Below are 15,384 nucleotides of genomic sequence, written 5' to 3' on the forward strand. Positions count from 1 at the left end.
ATATTTTAATTTTTTACAATAGAGATGTATAATAGTTAGAGTTTTATAAAAGTCTTGCAGGATGGAAAAGAGGAACACAAGCGATGAATAAAAAAACACGTGTCATTCTGGGTATGTCCGGAGGTGTCGATTCTTCGGTTGCCGCGCTGCTGCTCAAGGAGCAGGGGTATGAGGTCATCGGCATTTTCATGAAAAATTGGGACGATACCGATGAATTTGGCCATTGCACAGCCGAAGAAGATGCAGAGGATGTCCGAAGAGTTTGCGATCAGATCGGAATCCCTTTCTATACAGTTAATTTTGAAAAACAGTACTATAACAAGGTTTTCTCTTATTTCTTGGACGAGTACACCAAGGGCCGCACGCCGAATCCGGATGTAATGTGCAACAGGGAAATTAAATTCGGCGAATTGCTCCAAAAGGTCATGGATCTAGGCGGCGATTACATTGCTACAGGCCACTATGCGCAAGTGAAAGAGCAAGATGGCGAGTACATGCTCCTGCGGGGCAATGATCCGGGTAAGGATCAAACGTACTTCCTCAACGTGCTGACCCAGCAGCAGTTGTCCAAAGCGATGTTTCCCATCGGACACTTGCCGAAGCCCGAAGTTCGCAAAATTGCCGAAGCGGCCGGACTCGCAACAGCCAAGAAAAAAGACAGCACAGGCATTTGCTTCATCGGCGAACGCGATTTCAAAGAGTTCCTCAGCCAATATCTACCGGCCAAACCCGGCAATATGGTCGATATTCGGAATGGCGAAGTCAAAGGCAGACATGACGGTCTGATGTACTATACGCTCGGCCAAAGACAAGGACTTGGCATTGGCGGTTCAGGTTCCGGCGAGCCATGGTTCGTTGTGGATAAAAATTTGGAAACCAACGAATTGCTGGTCGTTCAAGGGGAGCAGTATCCCGGTCTCTATTCAAAAGGATTGACAGCTTCCGATGTGAACTGGATCTCTCCGAAAAAGCCGCAAGGCCCATTCACGTGCACGGCGAAATTCCGCTACCGTCAGCCTGACCAAGGCGTCGTTCTGACTTTTCAAGAGGACGGAACGGTTGAAGTGGTTTTCGATTCGCCGCAGAAAGCTGTAACGCCCGGGCAATCCGTTGTTTTCTATGACGGTGACATTTGTTTAGGCGGCGGTGTGATTGATAAGGTGCATAAATAAAATCAGCTAATGTTTCATGGGACGAGTAGAAAGGATGATCCGTATGGTTAAAGTGAATGAGGTAACCAGGAGTGCAGCTGCGTATGAGGATGTTGCGAAAATCGTGAAAGAGGTCGGCATTCTCCCCCTCTCTTCTTTCATACCGGATCATCCTTCCCTTGAATCTGTGACGACCCACGAACAGTGGCATACCGGTTTAGAGACCGATCCTTGGCTGTGGCGAGATAGCCTGCCGGGGGACGGACTTGCCGCTTATGGGCGATTTTTTGCGAAGAAGCCTTTGTTGATTTCAGCGGAGCTTTTTCCATTGGTCAAAAATCTGTTGGAAGAACCTTATTCCGTTGAAGAGCGCTACGAGGACGGGCAGCTGCCCAAATCGGCTGTGGAGCTGTTTCAAGCGGTCGAGGCAAACGAAGGCATTGATGTCAAAGAACTGCGCGCTGTCACCGGCATGAAGGCCAAGGAGTCCAAAAATGAATTTGACCGGGCGCTCATTGAACTGCAGAGCAAAACGGATATCGTCATTGCAGGCATCAGCGAGCGTTTGAATGCCAACGGAACGAAGAATGGCTGGAACAGCACCTGCTATATGACCGCGCTGCATTGGATGGAGCTTCATGGCTTGAAGGCGAATGCATTGCCTACTCCTGAGGCGAAAGCCCAGTTCAGAACCTATATCCATGAACGTTACAGCGTAGCTGCCGCTCAGTATCTTGGGAAGATTTTTAAGCTGTAGTTAAAAATAGTGCAAATAACATATGCCCAAATTTACCTCATAGCCTGCAAGTATGCTGTCTCATGCCGACGCAAACCATAAGAGCGAAAGGTGTGAGCGAATGAGTAAAATCTCAGCCGTACTTCTCCTTATCGGGCTAAGTTGGTGCTGCACGGCACAAGCGAGCATGGAGACTGGCATGGAGACTGACATACTTGAAACGATAGCCCGACAAGAAGCTCCGTCTAAGGAACCCGATCCCCAGTATGCCAAATGGAGCCGTTTGGCCTTTCATGAGGCCGGCAAAGTATACACCTTGCTTGACTACAAATACTTGGGTCATTCACACGTTGCTGCCGGGGTAGATCAACAGCAGTTTCGCTTCTGGGTTAGACACAAGGGCGTGGAATTTCCGCTAATCGTATCTATTCGATATGATCCAGTATCGGAAAAGCTTTTTACCATCGATATGGAACAAGAAAGAAGAAGGAACTTACAGATCTTATAGATCTGCTGGCTTCCCTCTTCTTTTTTGTTGATTGAGCTTCATCTTCTCTTCCGTCCCCTGTTCGCTGGCTGCAAAGATGATTTCATGTTTGATTTCGTCCGGCAAATATTGCTGCTGCACGTAATGTCCGGGATAGTTATGCGGGTACATGTATCCTTTATGCCCGAGCTGCTCCGCTCCCTTATAGTGCGTATCCCGCAAATGAAGCGGCACGTCTGCGGACTTAACCCGTTCCATCAACTGTTCCGCACGGGAAATGGCGATCGGAATCGAATTCGATTTGGGACTTTCTACGGCGAATAAAATTGCCTGGGAAATGATGTACTTCGATTCCGGCCAGCCGATCTTGTGGTATGCGTCCATGGCCGTCACGGACTGAACCATGGCCTGCGGATTAGCCAGGCCAATATCTTCGCTACTGGCGACGATGAGCCGCCGCAGGAACGTCATGGGATCCATGCCGAGCTTCTCGACGGCGTATAAGAACCAGAACAGAGCGGCGTCGCTGGAGCCGCGCACGCTTTTGTGAAAAGCGGACAGGACGTCGTACTGCGTCGACTCGTCCGCTTTCACGATCGGGCGGCGGATCGACTCTTCCGCCACAAGGGCCGTGATCCGAACCGTACCGTCCGGTTCGGGAGAAGTCGTCAGCGCTGCCAGCTCCAGCGCGTTCAAGGAACGGCGGATGTCGCCGACGGCCATCCGCGCGATGTGCTCCAGCGCCTCCTCGTCCACGTGGAGGCGCATGAAGCCGAGCCCCTTGACGGGGTCGGCGATGGCTCTTCGCATGGCGATGAGCGCATGCTCCGCCGTGAGGGGCTCGAGCTGAAACAGCGTCGAGCGCGACAGCAGAGCCCCGTTCACATGGTGAAACGGGTTCTCTGTGGTCGCCCCGATGAAGATGAGGATGCCCTGCTCTACCGCAGGCAGCAGCGCATCCTGCCGCGAGGTGTTGAAGCGATGCACCTCGTCCAGGAACAGGATCGTCTTGCGTCCGTACATCGCTTTGTTGGTCTTCGCCAGCTCGATGATCTCTCGCACGTCTTTGACCGAAGCATCTACGGCGTTCAGCTTCATGAACTCTCCCTTGGTGCGGTTCGCGATGATGTTAGCAAGGGTGGTCTTCCCTGTGCCCGGCGGGCCATAGAGCAGAATGGAGCTCACCTGATCGGCTTCAATGGCTCTGCGCAGCAGCTTGCCTTTGCCGACAATTTGCTCCTGACCGATATACTCGTCCAGCGTTGTCGGACGCATGCGGTCGGCTAACAGCTTTCCGGTCGGTTCTTGCGATGAGGCATATGTAAACAAGTCCATATTGGTTATTCCTTTGCTTGGGGTTTAGATAGACATATTCCATTATACCCCTCGTGGGTTAGACTGTCATGCCTTGTGCGGGATAGCTGCTTGGCACGAGATTCCGTCGAAATAATAGTTGGTGCAGCTAGTCCGCCTTGCGGGTTAATCGTTTATCAGTTGGTGGGTGCGGGGTGCGCTTAGCACTCGGCGCTTGGTTCTTGGCTCTTGGCTCTTGGCTCTTTGCCCTCGGCTCTTGGCTCTTGACGGTTGCCGTCCTCCAAGACCCAAATCTTCCGCCTTCAGGGCTGCCGGGCCTCCCCGGGCCTCCAAGCTTTCAGCTTTCGCCCACCCCAGACTAAGGCAAAGGGAACTACAGGGCGCTATATCCGCGAAACGGGCCGCTTTCAAGCGCCAGACGGAACTACAGGGCTTTATTTGCCCTCCATGCCATGTTTTCCCGCCAAAACGGACAAATAGCGGACCCTAGTTCCCTCCAAATGGCAAGCTCCCCCCTACTAAGGCGAAATAACGCCCTGTAGTTACCACATTGCCCACGATCCCTAGCAGAAAGGGGCTGCCTCCGAAGATCATTCCTGATCTTTTTAGAGACAGCCCCTTATCCATTTATTTTTTCTGTCCGGTCTCCAGAAGATCCTTCACGGCTACACTCACCATGATCAAACCAGCCACCGGAGGAACGAATGCGTTGCTCGCTGGCGGTTGCTTCGCTTTGCGAATTTCCGGCGCATTCACGGGTACGATTTGCTGCGTGACATCCTCACGCGGTTTCATTGGCTCTTCGGTCGAGAAGACGACCTTTACGCCTTTTTTGATGCCTTCTTTGCGCAGCCTTTGGCGCACAACCCGGGCGATCGGGTCCATGCTCGTTTTGGAAATGTCCGCAACTTTAAACTGCGACGGGTCCATTTTGTTAGCGGCTCCCATGCTGGAAATGATCGGAATTTTCCGCTCCAGGCACTGCTTGATGAGATGAATCTTATAGGAAATGGTGTCACTAGCATCGAGCACATAGTCGATGTGATGGGCGAACACTTCCTCATACGTTTCCTCGGTATAAAACATCCGCATGGAAATAACATCGCATTCCGGATTAATTAATTTGATGCGATCCCGCATCAAATCCGCTTTGGGCTGCCCCACGGTCGTCGTAAGGGCATGAATCTGACGGTTGATATTCGTGATGTCGACAACATCTTTGTCAATCAGAATCAAGCGTCCGACCCCTGTGCGCGCAAGCGCCTCTGCAGCGATTGAACCCACACCGCCGATACCTAATACGGCGACGGTGCTGTTTTTCATAATTTCCAGACCCTCTGGGCCGATGGCTAGCTCAGTCCGCGAAAATTGGTGAAGCATAGAAACACTTCCTCTTTCATTGTTCTTAAGCTTTAGCAGGCTGCTTAAGCGCTAAGCGAATCGACAGCTGCTCAAGCTGTTTGTCATCTACCGTGCCAGGAGCATCCGTCAACAAGTCCGTAGCGCTTGCTGTTTTCGGGAATGCAATTGTTTCTCTCAAGTTCGTACGGCCTGTAATCAGCATAACCAAACGGTCGAAACCGAATGCAAAGCCGCCATGCGGAGGCGTGCCATATTCGAAAGCTTCCAGCAAGAAGCCGAACTTGTCTGCCGCTTCCTCTTTGGAGAAACCAAGCGCTCCGAACATTTTTTCTTGAACTTCGCGTTGGTAAATACGCATCGAACCGCCGCCTACTTCATAGCCGTTCAAAACAAGGTCATACGCTTGGGCGCGAATTTGGCCAGGGTCCGTGTCGAAGAAATGAATATCGTCTTCGTTCGGACGCGTGAACGGATGGTGCTCGGCTACATAACGTTTCGCTTCTTCGTCATATCCAAGCAGCGGGAAGTCTACGACCCATGCATATTTGAACTGTGAATCGTCGATCAGACCAAGCTGACGGCCGATTTTCAAACGCAGGTTGCCCAGAACGTCCGCCACGACTTTTTTCTTATCTGCGGAGAAGAGCAGCAAATCTCCTTCTTCAGCGCCCAGACGCTCCGTCAGAGCAGCGATTTCAGCTTCATTGAAGAATTTCACGATAGGCCCTTTGAATTCGCCGTCTTTGACTTGAATCCATGCCAAGCCTTTGGCGCCGTAACGCGCTGCAAATGGCAGCAGGTCGTCGATTTCTTTACGGCTCCAAGTGCCGCAGCCTTTAGCGTTCAACGCTTTGACTTGGCCGCCGCCTTTTACCACATTTGCAAATACTTGAACGCCGGAAGTTTGAACGATATCCGATACGTCCTGAAGCTCTAATCCGAAACGCAGGTCCGGCTTATCGGAACCGTATTTCGCCATCGCATCCGCATACGTAATACGTTGGAACGGACGTGGGATTTCCACTTGAGCAGTCTCTCTCATTAAGTTCACGACGAGTTCTTCCAAAATGTCCAGAAGCTGATCCTGGGATAAGAAGGAAGTCTCGATGTCGACTTGTGTGAATTCCGGTTGACGGTCTGCACGAAGATCTTCGTCGCGGAAACAACGTGCGATTTGGTAGTAACGTTCCAGACCACTAACCATTAGCAGCTGTTTGAAAATTTGCGGAGATTGCGGCAGCGCGAAAAACTCGCCTGGATGAACACGACTTGGCACCAAATAATCGCGAGCGCCTTCCGGTGTGCTTTTCGTCAAAATCGGTGTTTCCACTTCGACAAAGCCTTGATCGTCCAAGAAGTTGCGGAAAATTTTGGACGCTTTGGAGCGAAGCATGAGCGTTCTTTGCATTTCCGGACGGCGAAGGTCCAGATAACGGTATTTCAAACGAACGGCTTCATCCACTTCCACGCCGTCTTCAATGAAGAACGGAGGCGTTTTGGCAGCGTTCATGATTTCGATTTCCGTTACTTGAATTTCAATTTCACCTGTCGGGATATTTTTGTTAACCGTTTCCGCGTCACGCTCTACGACTTTTCCTTTTACGGCAAGCACGTATTCGTTACGGGCACGGTCGGCGATAGCCAAAGCATCCCCTGAGAAATCCGGGTTAAATACGGTTTGTACAAGCCCGCTGCGGTCGCGAAGATCAATAAATAGGACGCCGCCTAAGTCACGTCTTCTTTGTACCCACCCGTTTAAGATTACAGTCTGTCCTACCTGGGCTTTCGTAAGCTGCCCGCAATGATGTGTTTTGAGCATCATATTGTTGTTGCCTCCTTATGAATAATTATCAAATTTTAGAACTATCTATTCGAATAGTGTCTTTGCGGCATTAGAGGCAAGATCCACTAAACTTACAATGACTTGAGAGCCTGTTTCCATTTGTTTCAGCGTAATTTCGCCGCGGGCTAATTCGTCGTCTCCGAGAATCGCCACATACTTCGCTTGAAAACGGTCTGCCGATTTCATTTGCGCCTTCAATTTGCGCCCTTGGTAATCTTTCTCGGCTTTGAGGCCTTGAACCCTTAGCTGGTGCAGCAGTTTCGTAACTTCTTTCTCAGCCGTCTCGCCTAATCCGATCAGATACACATCCAGCGGTTCCGGTTTCGGAATTTCGACACCTTGCGCCTGCAGGACTAGCAGAATACGCTCAAGTCCTAATCCCAAGCCTACGCCCGGCTGATCTGTGCCATGACAGCCAATTTGCTCAACCAGGCCGTTATAGCGCCCGCCTCCGCCGATTGTGTCAATAGCGCCAATTCCGGCTGCTTTGTATTCAAAAGCGGTATGCGTGTAATAGTCAAGCCCGCGCACAAGGCGAGGATTAACGCGGTATGGAATTTCCATAGCGGTTAAGTGCTCTTGCACCAGAGAAAAATGCGTGGAGCATTCTTCATCCAAATAGTCAATAATTTCAGGGGCGCCTTCCCCGTATTTCTGATCGATTTTGCAATCAAGAATACGCATCGGATTGCGGTCATAACGGGATTGGCAATCTTTGCAAAGCTTATCTTTCACAGGCGCGAAAAACTGCTGCAGCTTCTCACGGTAAGCCGTTCTAACGGAAGGCGTGCCCACCGAATTAATTTCAACGGTTACTTCTTTCAATCCTATTTCCTTGTAAAAAGTGTACCCCAGCGCAATTACTTCAGCGTCAATGCTGGGATCGACGGAGCCGAAAGCCTCAATGCCGAACTGGTGGAACTGACGGTATCTCCCTGCTTGCGGCTGTTCGTAGCGGAACATAGGTCCTACGTAGTACAGTTTCGTTAAATCAGGCACTCCGTAAAGCTTATTTTCGACATAAGCTCTAACGACGCCCGCTGTTCCCTCAGGACGCAAGGAAATGCTGCGATCGCCTTTATCAAGAAATGTGTACATTTCTTTTTCGACGATATCCGTCGTTTCACCGACACCTCTGGAAAAAAGCTCCGTGCTTTCGAAAATCGGCGAACGGATTTCTTTGTAATTGAATCGTTGACATAAGTCTCTTGCTTTGCTCTCCAGGTACTGCCACTTCTCCACTTCGCCGGGAAGCAGATCCTGCGTGCCTTTTGGCTTTTGAATGCTCATGTGTTCAACCTCCCTTTATCGACTTGTTTGTACTTGATCATATAACAAAAAAATCCCCCATCCCCGACGTTCGTCAGGGACGAGAGATTTGATTCACAAATTCACCCGTGGTACCACCCACATTCAGCTCATCCGCTCTCATGCCACAGGCATATCGAACAGCATTTGCTCTTTAACGGTTAACGCCCGCGTGTACGCACTAGCCGCTACTAGACAGATGTTCGATACATATCGACATGTCGTTCCCGGCAGGTCCTCGGGGAGGTCTTTTCGTTCGCTCATCATAGGAAGCTTGCAGCCTGGACTTCCTTCTCTGGTTATGTGGGGGCGAAATACTTTATCCCTTCAACGGATCACAAAGGTATTGAATTATTGTTTATTGTAAACATTGGCAGAAGTAAAGTCAAGAGACAGGCGCCTATTCGACTTATCTTCCTTGGAATCGTTAATGTAGGTCGGCCCATTTTTGCAACTCGTCCATAACGGGCTTGAGCCCTTTTCCTTTGGCAGTCAATTCATATTCAATACGAACCGGAGTCTCCGGGTACACGTGTCGGACAATGATCTCTGCAGCCTCAAGTTCTTTGAATCTCTCCGAAAGCATGCGATCGCTCATACTCGGAATAAGCACGGATATGTCTTTAAACCGTTTCGGTCCGGACAACAAGACATGCACGATAAGTCCTGTCCAGCGCTTTCCTAGAAGTTCAAATGCATTCTCGAATTTAGGGCACAGTTGATAGTCTTCCATAAAAATCATCTCCTTATTAACAATTTTAACATAGTCGCTTGACAAAAGTAAGTATTGCGTAATAATATACTAACATAAAGTAAGTAATTAAATAAAATTTATTTAAAGAGGAGTTGTTAGCTGTGGCTTTCGGTCTACTTATTATTCGTTTGGTGTTAGGTTTAACATTCGCCGCGCACGGCACACAGAAAGTATTTGGTTGGTTTGGCGGTTATGGTCCAAAAGGCACAGGCGGCTTTTTTGAATCCATCGGCATCAAACCCGGCGTTCTCATGGCCGTTCTAGCCGGATTGTCGGAAATTGCAGGCGGCCTGCTCTTTGCTGCCGGACTTTGGACACCGCTTGCCGCAGCACTTATTATACTTACTATGCTCGTTGCTATTGCAAAGGTTCACGGCAAAAGCTATTGGGCCACTTCGAACGGGTTTGAGTACAATTTGCTCTTGATTGCCGTAGCATTGGGTGTTGCGCTTATCGGAGCAGGCGACTACTCCTTGGACGCTTTGATCGGGTAAAAACGTAAGAGGCTATCTCAAAAGGTCTGCAGACCTGATGAATAGCCTTTTTTTATGCGTACTTTTGAAAAAGAAAATAGCCTGCAGCACAGCGGCTGCAGGCCTCTAGACAATATATAAATTAAAGGGGGTCGACTTTTATTATATCCGCACTTGATTAAAGGGATATGAAAATTAAATTACAATTTCATTACAGCGTTTCCTCTTCAATTTTCAATCATTTTCATTTGTTATCCCCCGTATATTCAGTTTTTTTTCACATATACATGTACAACAAGGCGAATGGCCTTGAATTTATCATCAGGAGGCTGTAACAATGACAACACAAAACGAGTTTCAAGAAGAACGGCAGGATCTAGTGGTGCTCTTCTCCGAAGAATCCGAAACCGAAGCCGAAGTTGAAGATGAAGTAGCCGAAGAAGCAGCCGAAGAAGAGGCCATTGATTCGGACGAAGCTGAGGAAGCGGAAGAATCTGCGGAAGAAGATGAAGTCGAAGGGGAAGAAGAAGCTGAAGAGGAAGTTGATGCCGAGGAGGAAGCTGAAGCGGACGATGAAGATTCTGCAGAAGACGAAGCGGAAGAATCTGCGGAAGCCGATGAGGATGCTTCCGAAGCAGACTAAATGTAAGCGCAGTCATAAAAACTTCCATTGGCTTCGAAAAGAAAAAGAGCCTTACCGCCACATCCGACTGCGGCGCAATAAGGCTCTTATTTGTTGTTTTAAGGCTTGCCCGTAATGCCAATTTTTAAATCTCGAATTAACATATAGGTATCAGCATTCGTTAGCTTCGCCTTGTCTGCGATGAGCTTCAAGGAAGCGTCGGTGAGCAGCTTATTCTCCATTAGCTTAGCTTGCGCCTCTTTGGAAGTAGCTGTCAGCCCCAAAGCTTGCGTAATCGTATACGTGGCTTGCTCAAGAGATAACGGAACTTTATCGGCGTTTTCCAGCTTCGCAATCGCTTGGGAGACATCGCCTTTGAAAGCATCAGGCTTCATTTTCTTCGCGCCGCTCACAAGATTCACCATTCGCTTCGCATTGGACGCATCGTCCAGATGGAAATTGTTGTCGTACGCCCCGGAAGCCAGCCCCAGCATAAGCGCCGTTTTCAACCCTTCGTACGCTTTATGCTCCATAAAAGGCTGCGGCTTGAGCGTAATCGGATGAACTTCCATCCCTTGCTTGTTGAGTTGATCCTGCAGCTTGGCAATCACTTCTTTGGACGCTGACAATTGTCGGAACGTCATCTTCTCCTGCTTCGCGAACATCGCTGCAGCACCGGCTGCTTCTCCCTCCGCCATGCCTGTCGGCATCACGCGCGCACTGCCGTGCGGCAGCGTATCGTAGCTGGCCGATCTGCCTACGACAAGCAGTCCGTCCACTTTCTGCGGCACAAGGCTGCGGAAAGGAATCGCATACTGCTTAGGTTTGCAAACGACAGTTCCCGAGTCTGTTGGCGAAATTCTTTGAATATCAACGGGATACGAACCGAATCCGATGCGGTCCCATTGATCGTTGTTCGTACAGACGTCAACAATATTCAGCCGGTATTCCCCCTGCATATGGCGTGTTTCCCTCACATACAGCTCCGGCGCCGAACCGTCCAGCTCAAGGCTGGCGAATTCAGGGAATGTCTTTTGCATATAAGCCAAAATATTAGGCAGCTCTTTCTTCCCTATGTCAAAAGCTTCTTGTACAGACTTCGGATCAAAAGCGTCCACTCCGAAAATTTGCAAAGCATTAATCAATACTTTATCGTCATTTTCCCTACCCATGTTCAATCCTCTCATTTTGGCTCTTTCTTTGTTGAGAGGCGGGTATTTGCTCATTTCACCATAGCCGAATACGCTGACTTCATTGACGCCGGTATCCGGATTGTTGTCACCGTTTAGCCGTTTGGCCATCAGGTTCCAAACTTCCGGGGTAACATTTTTCAGACGGAACGCCAGCGTTACGGCCATTTTGGAATTGGGATCGCCAATATCCTCATGCCCGATCGTGAACGGTACGCCTGCTGCCGCTGCGAAATCGCCATCCTGCGTGGCATCAATGACAGAAGCGGCCTTCACGACTTGCGTGCTGCCGTTTTCGAGCGTAATCGTAGCGCCGGTAACGGATTTTTTATCCTCTGAAAGCAGCGGATCGATCTTTTTTGTTTTGAGCAGCACATCGATTTTAGGTTCATTTTTGACTAAATCATAGAACGCATTAGCGGCCGTATTCACATCGAAGGAATCCCCTTCAATTTTGGAATACCACTCCGAGAAAAAGCCTTTGTTAAACACATCGTCCTTCCCCAACAGGTTCTTGCTGGAGGAGTAGTTCATATCAATGGAGTTGATCCAGCCGAGCGTCATTAGCCCCCCCAGAATCTCCCGGTTACGTCCATCTACCAAAAGGGTAGTCAATCCATTGCGGGCAGCAGAAACAGCCGCTGCAACCCCCTCCGGGTCCGTACCTACGACAACGACGTCGTAAGCCTCTTTCGTTTTCTTCACGGATTTCACTTCTTCGAATTCTTGTTTCGCGTGACTTTGTCCACCGCTGACATGGTACTTATATTGATAATACAAGGATGCCGCTGCTGCCAGCACCGCGAGTAGAATCAAGATCCCCATCAACCAAAGCCATCCTTTGGAAGCGGAATTGTTACGATTCGGATTTGCCATAAAAAACGAAAGCACCCACCTTGTCCCCTGCTTTTCATACAGCTTACCGGTGAAAGGTTTGATAAGCTTTCTTGAGCAGTCGATTTATTTATAAGCCAAAAACATCACTTGTTAGTTTACCACATTTTAAAGACGTAGAGAAATTCTGCCACTTATCGACCAAGGATAAACGACTTCTTCGTCCTTCAGGACGAGCGCGTTTGTCAAGGTAGATGCGAAGCAAAAGTATAAAACTTATACTTTCTTATCTACAAATAAAGCCCCGCACGCTCATAAGGCAGCATGCAGGGCTTTACGATTAACGATATGATTTCTTCGGAACGCTTTTCAGCTTTTCTTGCTCAGATGTGAACTCAGCACTCATTTCTACATCCGCCAGCCCTGGCGCTTGACTCATCCGCTCAGCAAGTGTCGTATGCAGCAGCTGCTGCTCTGGTGCCGTCATGGCTTTGTGTTTGATCGATTGACGCATCTGGATGCTCCTAACTGCAAGAATCTACAGTTCTAGTATATCCAGGCTGTCCCTTTCTTATCCTTTTGTCAGGACGTGCTGCCGTCTATTTGCTATCGATAATCAAAGTCACAGGTCCCCAATTGGTCAATGAAACATCCATCATTTCACCGAATGAGCCCGTTTCCACCTGTAAGCCCTTCGCACGCAGCAGCTCGTTGAACTTATCATAGAGCGGTTCTGCGATCTCAGGTCTAGCCGCCGACATGAAGTTCGGACGCTTCCCTTTGCGGCAATCACCGTACAAGGTAAACTGGGAAACAGACAATATTTGGCCGCCTGTCTCCAGAACGGAATGATTCATTTTGCCGGCTTCATCTTCAAAAATACGCAGCCCGGATACTTTGTCCGCTATATACGCTGCATCCTGCTCCGTATCTTCATGCGTTATGCCTACCAACAGCATAAGACCATGCCCGATCTGGCCAACAGATGTACCATCAACGGTTACTTCGGCGCGCTTGCAGCGCTGGACTACTACTCTCATCGCCTTCTGAATCTCCTTACTTTCGTTCGTAACCGCGTGTTAGCTCTGCATAATTCGCGATACGGAATAAACGTCTCTCACACGTTTGATTCTCTCGACAACGGACTGCAAATGATCGATATTTTTGATCAAAATCGTCATATGAATCGTCGCCATCTTATTTTTATCGGAACGGCCCGAAACCGCTGAAATACTCGTCTTGCTTTCTGAAACAGCCTGCAGCACTTCGTTCAAGAAATCCCGGCGGTCATGGCCTGTAATCTCAATTTCCACATTGAAATTGGATTCGATAGCCTCACACCAATCGACCTCGATAACCCGGTCCTCTTCGCCCATGCTTGTAGGGATATTCGTACAATCCGACCGGTGCACGGACACGCCGCGCCCTCTTGTAATGTAGCCGATAATCAAATCGCCTGGAACGGGATTACAACAGCGGGCAAAACGCACAAGCAAGTTGTCCACGCCTTTCACCCGCACCCCGTTGGTCGGACGGCTCTTCCGTTCGGTTACGCTTGGTGCCTTAACCTCTTTAACTTCCGTAGTAAGCTGAAGCACCTGTGCTTCTTCCGCTTCCTTGCGCAGCTTCTCCGTAAGCTTCGTGCATATTTGCGCGGCTGTAATACCGCCAAAGCCGACGGCAGACAGCATATCTTCAATGTCGTTGAAATTGAACTTCTTCGCCGCTTCGAGCATTTTCTCGTCGCTCATCAGTGTCGGCGGATCAATGGCCAACCGCTTGAGCTCGCGCTCAATCATGTTTTTCCCTTTTTCGACGTTCTCTTCGCGCTTTTCTTTCTTGAACCACTGCTTGATTTTACTGCGGGCGTGGGAGGATTGCGCGAGCTTGACCCAATCCTGGCTAGGTCCGTATGAATGCTTGGAGGTCAATATTTCAATGATATCCCCTGTTTTCAACTTATGATCCAAGGGGACGATGCGGGAATTCACTTTGGCGCCGATGGTCCGGTTGCCGACCTCCGTATGAATGCGGTACGCAAAATCCAAAGGTACGGAGCCTGCCGGCAGCTCAATGACCTCGCCTTTTGGCGTAAACACAAAAACAAGGTCCGAGAAGAAGTCCATCTTCATCGATTCCATAAATTCCGAAGCATCGTTGGTTTCTTGCTGAAGCTCCAAAATTTCACGGAACCAGCTCATCTTGTCTTCAAAGGTGCCCGAAGGGACGACAGATCCTCCCTCTTTGTAAGCCCAGTGGGCGGCGATTCCGAACTCCGAAGTCCGGTGCATTTCCCAAGTACGGATTTGAACCTCTAACGGCTCTCCCTTAGGGCCTATGACCGTTGTATGGAGCGACTGATACATATTCGGCTTAGGCATCGCGATATAATCTTTGAAGCGTCCCGGCATCGGTTTCCACAACGTATGAATGATACCCAAAGAAGCATAGCAATCTTTGATGCCGTCGACGATAACGCGCAAGGCCATGAGATCGTAAATCTCATTGAATTGCTTGCCGCGGGAGCTCATTTTTTTGTAAATGCTGTAAAGATGCTTGGGTCTTCCGGAAATATCACCTTGAATCCCCATCTCATCCAGCTTCTCTTTGATACTGTGAATCACGTCTTCAATATACTGCTCACGCTCGGTTCGCTTCTTCTGCATGAGATTCACGATCCGGTAATATTGCTGCGGATTCAAATAACGGAGGGCGATATCCTCCATTTCCCACTTGATGGTGGAAATACCGAGCCTGTGCGCAATCGGACAGAAAATTTCCAGCGTTTCCTCCGCAATGCGGCGCTGGCTCTCCTCGGATTGGTACTTCAATGTCCGCATATTGTGCAAACGATCCGCCAGCTTAATCAAAATAACGCGGATATCCTGCGCCATAGCGACAAACATTTTGCGGTAGTTCTCATTCTGCTGCTCTTCCTTGGACTTGAACTTAATCCGCTCAAGCTTCGTCAAGCCGTCTACAAGCATTGCGCAAGTTTTCCCGAATTTATCTAGAACAGTCTCCAAGGAAACTGTTGTATCTTCAACGACATCATGCAGAAGCGCCGCGATCACGGAAGTGACGTCCATCTGCATGTTCACCAGTATATCTGCAACAGCGAGTGGATGCAGAATATAGGGCTCCCCCGATTTGCGCACTTGGCCATGATGGGCTTCATCCGCGAATTCATAGGCCTCCCGTATCCTCTGCAAATCATTCTCTTTCAGATAGGTGGCTGCCTTCTCTAACAGCTGCTCTATACCCATGCATCTACCCATTCCCTTTAAAAGTTGTTTGAAAAAGCGAGCTT

General features: G+C 49.3%; 15 protein-coding genes. 5 read left to right on the forward strand and 10 right to left on the reverse strand.

Translation table 11 applies throughout. The features are described 5' to 3' along the window. The first annotated feature begins 83 nt into the window (after window positions 1-83). From mnmA to AC3WRW_RS07955, 3 genes are all read left to right on the forward strand, one after another. Entirely contained in the window at window positions 84-1,172 is a 1,089-nt protein-coding gene (gene mnmA, locus AC3WRW_RS07945) for a tRNA 2-thiouridine(34) synthase MnmA (protein WP_492545805.1), read from the forward strand. Window positions 1,173-1,215: 43 nt separating this feature from the next. Next, window positions 1,216-1,908, forward strand: a complete 693-nt coding sequence (locus tag AC3WRW_RS07950; RefSeq protein ID WP_492545806.1) for an AlkZ-related protein — start codon at window positions 1,216-1,218, stop codon at window positions 1,906-1,908. A 100-nt stretch (window positions 1,909-2,008) separates the two neighbouring features. Continuing rightward, complete coding sequence (locus AC3WRW_RS07955; RefSeq protein WP_492545807.1) at window positions 2,009-2,395, forward strand: DUF3889 domain-containing protein; 387 nt, start codon at window positions 2,009-2,011, stop codon at window positions 2,393-2,395. On the opposite strand, the gene AC3WRW_RS07960 is transcribed toward AC3WRW_RS07955, so the two are convergent. From AC3WRW_RS07960 to AC3WRW_RS07985, 6 genes are all read right to left on the reverse strand, one after another. Then, window positions 2,390-3,709 carry a replication-associated recombination protein A gene (locus tag AC3WRW_RS07960; RefSeq protein ID WP_492545808.1) on the reverse strand — a complete coding sequence of 440 codons (1,320 nt, stop codon included), beginning with the start codon at window positions 3,707-3,709 and terminating at the stop codon, window positions 2,390-2,392. The genes AC3WRW_RS07955 and AC3WRW_RS07960 overlap by 6 nt on opposite strands. A gap of 606 nt (window positions 3,710-4,315) precedes the next feature. Then, window positions 4,316-5,068, reverse strand: coding sequence for a tRNA threonylcarbamoyladenosine dehydratase (locus AC3WRW_RS07965; RefSeq protein WP_492545809.1), 753 nt, complete (start codon window positions 5,066-5,068; stop codon window positions 4,316-4,318). Between the two features lie 25 nt (window positions 5,069-5,093). After that, window positions 5,094-6,872: an aspartate--tRNA ligase gene (aspS, locus tag AC3WRW_RS07970; protein WP_492545810.1), complete on the reverse strand. Its 1,779-nt coding sequence runs from the start codon at window positions 6,870-6,872 to the stop codon at window positions 5,094-5,096. Window positions 6,873-6,917: 45 nt separating this feature from the next. Next, window positions 6,918-8,183 (reverse strand): histidine--tRNA ligase, encoded by a 1,266-nt coding sequence (gene hisS / locus AC3WRW_RS07975; protein WP_492545811.1) that lies wholly within the window; start codon window positions 8,181-8,183, stop codon window positions 6,918-6,920. 138 nt (window positions 8,184-8,321) lie between these two features. Then, window positions 8,322-8,465, reverse strand: a complete 144-nt coding sequence (locus AC3WRW_RS07980; protein ID WP_492545812.1) for a hypothetical protein — start codon at window positions 8,463-8,465, stop codon at window positions 8,322-8,324. A gap of 163 nt (window positions 8,466-8,628) precedes the next feature. Continuing rightward, the gene (locus AC3WRW_RS07985) at window positions 8,629-8,934 is read right to left on the reverse strand and encodes a winged helix-turn-helix transcriptional regulator (protein ID WP_171686922.1); all 306 of its coding nucleotides are present in this window, start codon (window positions 8,932-8,934) and stop codon (window positions 8,629-8,631) included. A gap of 122 nt (window positions 8,935-9,056) precedes the next feature. On the opposite strand from AC3WRW_RS07985, the gene AC3WRW_RS07990 reads away from it, so the two are divergent. Together AC3WRW_RS07990 and AC3WRW_RS07995 are read left to right on the forward strand one after the other, a co-directional pair. Then, window positions 9,057-9,449 carry a DoxX family protein gene (locus AC3WRW_RS07990; protein ID WP_492545813.1) on the forward strand — a complete coding sequence of 131 codons (393 nt, stop codon included), beginning with the start codon at window positions 9,057-9,059 and terminating at the stop codon, window positions 9,447-9,449. A 316-nt stretch (window positions 9,450-9,765) separates the two neighbouring features. Continuing rightward, window positions 9,766-10,071 (forward strand): hypothetical protein, encoded by a 306-nt coding sequence (locus AC3WRW_RS07995; protein ID WP_492545814.1) that lies wholly within the window; start codon window positions 9,766-9,768, stop codon window positions 10,069-10,071. A gap of 98 nt (window positions 10,072-10,169) precedes the next feature. Here the strand turns inward: AC3WRW_RS07995 and AC3WRW_RS08000 are convergent, their stop codons facing one another. The 4 genes from AC3WRW_RS08000 to AC3WRW_RS08015 all read right to left on the reverse strand — a co-directional run bounded on the left by AC3WRW_RS08000 (window position 10,170) and on the right by AC3WRW_RS08015 (window position 15,340). Next, the gene (locus AC3WRW_RS08000) at window positions 10,170-12,116 is read right to left on the reverse strand and encodes an FAD-dependent oxidoreductase (RefSeq protein WP_492545815.1); all 1,947 of its coding nucleotides are present in this window, start codon (window positions 12,114-12,116) and stop codon (window positions 10,170-10,172) included. A gap of 298 nt (window positions 12,117-12,414) precedes the next feature. Next, entirely contained in the window at window positions 12,415-12,588 is a 174-nt protein-coding gene (locus AC3WRW_RS08005; RefSeq protein WP_492545816.1) for a hypothetical protein, read from the reverse strand. Between the two features lie 85 nt (window positions 12,589-12,673). Continuing rightward, window positions 12,674-13,114 (reverse strand): D-aminoacyl-tRNA deacylase, encoded by a 441-nt coding sequence (gene dtd / locus AC3WRW_RS08010; RefSeq protein WP_492545817.1) that lies wholly within the window; start codon window positions 13,112-13,114, stop codon window positions 12,674-12,676. Window positions 13,115-13,153: 39 nt separating this feature from the next. Continuing rightward, complete coding sequence (locus AC3WRW_RS08015) at window positions 13,154-15,340, reverse strand: RelA/SpoT family protein (RefSeq protein WP_492545897.1); 2,187 nt, start codon at window positions 15,338-15,340, stop codon at window positions 13,154-13,156. Window positions 15,341-15,384: the final 44 nt, after the last annotated feature.

Source organism: Paenibacillus sp. FW126-R14, from assembly GCF_058789495.1.